Here is a 1792-nt window from a genome sequence, read left to right on the forward strand (position 1 = left end):
CGTTCTACCGACTGAACTACAGAGGAATCGCTGTTGAGGCACATCTTAACGGCGAAAAATCATTTGTCAAACCTGTTTTTTAAATTCATCAACCGTTTGCCGTTTCTATCAACAGTTTGTTGCATTTGCAGACAATTTGTCGGCGAAAATCTTTGCAGCTTTTCTGATTCTCCCTCATTATTTGAAATGTGGTTTCACTTTCTGCAATTAAGGTCGGCTTTGAATATCCTCTCAGCTTTACGCCAGGTTGTTCGCCACACTCGCTGGCACTCAAAACGTAAGAGTTACAACGTGTTGTTCTGGCGCGAAATAACTCCGCTTGCTGTTCCTATCTTTATGGAGAATGCCTGTGTCCTGTTGATGGGCGTGCTGAGCACTTTTCTGGTCAGTTGGCTGGGAAAAGATGCAATGGCGGGCGTTGGGTTGGCGGTCAGCTTCAACATGGTCATTATGGCCTTTTTCGCAGCTATCGATCTTGGTACTACTGTCGTTGTGGCATTTAGTCTCGGTAAACGTGATCGACGGCGAGCCAGAGTAGCAACACGGCAATCATTGGTGATCATGACGTTATTTGCCGTGCTGTTGGCAATTCTCATTCATCATTTTGGCGAACAAATTATCGATTTTGTTGCAGGTGATGCCACGACAGAGGTTAAAGCACTGGCGTTGACTTATCTGGAACTGACGGTGCTCAGTTATCCAGCCGCTGCCATCACCTTGATTGGCAGTTGGGCACTTCGTGGCGCCGGGAATACGAAAATACCGCTACTTATAAATGGTAGCATGAATATTTTTAATATTATTATTAGCGGTATATTGATTTACGGGCTTTTCTCCTGGCAGGGGCTGGGGTTTGTTGGCGCAGGGCTAGGATTAACTATTTCCCGTTATATTGGCGCAATTGCAATTTTGTGGGTACTGGCGATTGGCTTTAATCCTGCACTACGAATCTCGTTAAAAAGCTATTTTAAGCCATTGAATTTCAGCATTATCTGGGAAGTTATGGGGATTGGTATTCCCGCGAGCGTTGAATCAGTATTGTTTACCAGTGGTCGGTTATTAACACAAATGTTTGTTGCTGGTATGGGAACCAGCGTTATTGCCGGAAATTTTATCGCTTTTTCGATTGCGGCTCTTATCAATTTACCAGGGAGTGCGCTCGGTTCTGCTTCTACAATAATTACTGGTCGAAGGCTGGGAGTAGGGCAGAGAGCGCAAGCAGAAATACAGTTGAGGCATGTTTTCTGGTTGTCCACCCTTGGGTTAACGGCGATAGCCTGGTTAACGGCTCCCTTTGCCGGGGTTATGGCGTCATTTTATACCCAGGATCCCCAGGTTAAACACGTGGTTGTGATTCTTATTTGGCTAAATGCTTTGTTTATGCCTATTTGGTCGGCCTCATGGGTATTACCTGCTGGTTTTAAAGGTGCTCGTGATGCCCGCTACGCTATGTGGGTATCTATGTTGAGTATGTGGGGATGCCGAGTGGTAGTAGGTTATGCGCTGGGAATTATGCTTGGCTGGGGCGTGGTTGGCGTTTGGATGGGGATGTTTGCTGACTGGGCCGTGCGTGCTGCGTTGTTTTACTGGCGGATGGTGACCGGGCGCTGGCTATGGAAATATCCTCGCCCTGAACATGAAAAGTGTGAAAAAAAGGCAGTTGTGTCGGAATAAACGACAAAACGCAGAATATTTCAGCAAACGATTTCAAAATTAAAAAACAGGCTTTGACAATGTAGATGGGCATCGTTAATATTCGCCCCGTTCTCACGATTCCTCTGTAGTTCAGTCG

1 protein-coding gene is annotated in these 1792 nt (G+C 46.0%); it reads left to right on the forward strand.

Annotation, left to right across the window (positions count from 1 at the left end; all coding sequences use genetic code 11):
- Nucleotides 1–186 precede the first annotated feature (186 nt).
- Nucleotides 187–1674, forward strand: coding sequence for a toxic metabolite efflux MATE transporter YeeO (gene yeeO / locus EQY_RS0122835; RefSeq protein ID WP_077629739.1), 1488 nt, complete (start codon nt 187–189; stop codon nt 1672–1674).
- Nucleotides 1675–1792: the final 118 nt, after the last annotated feature.

The sequence above is a fragment of the Escherichia sp. TW14182 genome (genome assembly GCF_000208525.1).
In the GTDB taxonomy this organism is placed as follows: Bacteria; Pseudomonadota; Gammaproteobacteria; order Enterobacterales; family Enterobacteriaceae; genus Escherichia; species Escherichia ruysiae.